Source organism: Klebsiella sp. HMSC09D12 (genome assembly GCF_001808475.1).
In the GTDB taxonomy this organism is placed as follows: Bacteria; Pseudomonadota; Gammaproteobacteria; order Enterobacterales; family Enterobacteriaceae; genus Klebsiella; species Klebsiella oxytoca.
The window spans coordinates 77,614-77,822 of sequence record NZ_KV793482.1 but is presented as its reverse complement, the minus strand read 5'-3'; the positions used below and the strand labels follow the sequence as shown (position 1 = coordinate 77,822).

Below are 209 nucleotides of genomic sequence, written 5' to 3'. Positions count from 1 at the left end.
CTTCCACTTCAAAGAAAACTTCTGTTTCAACGCCAGCCGCTTTCAGTACGGAAGTGATCTGATCCGCGTAGCCGTTGTTAAACAGGAAGCGGTCGGTGACGATCAGCGCGCGTTTGTGACCATCGGTGATCACTTCGTCCAAAGCGACTGGCAGTGAGCCCCGACGGAAGTAGACAGATTTCGGAAGTTTGTGCCACAACATGTTTTCA

At 51.2% G+C, this 209-nt stretch carries 1 protein-coding gene; it reads right to left on the bottom strand.

Translation table 11 applies throughout. The features are described from left to right. A partial coding sequence (locus HMPREF3178_RS31730; protein ID WP_228705137.1) for an iron-containing alcohol dehydrogenase occupies positions 1–209 on the bottom strand: 209 nt, incomplete at both ends.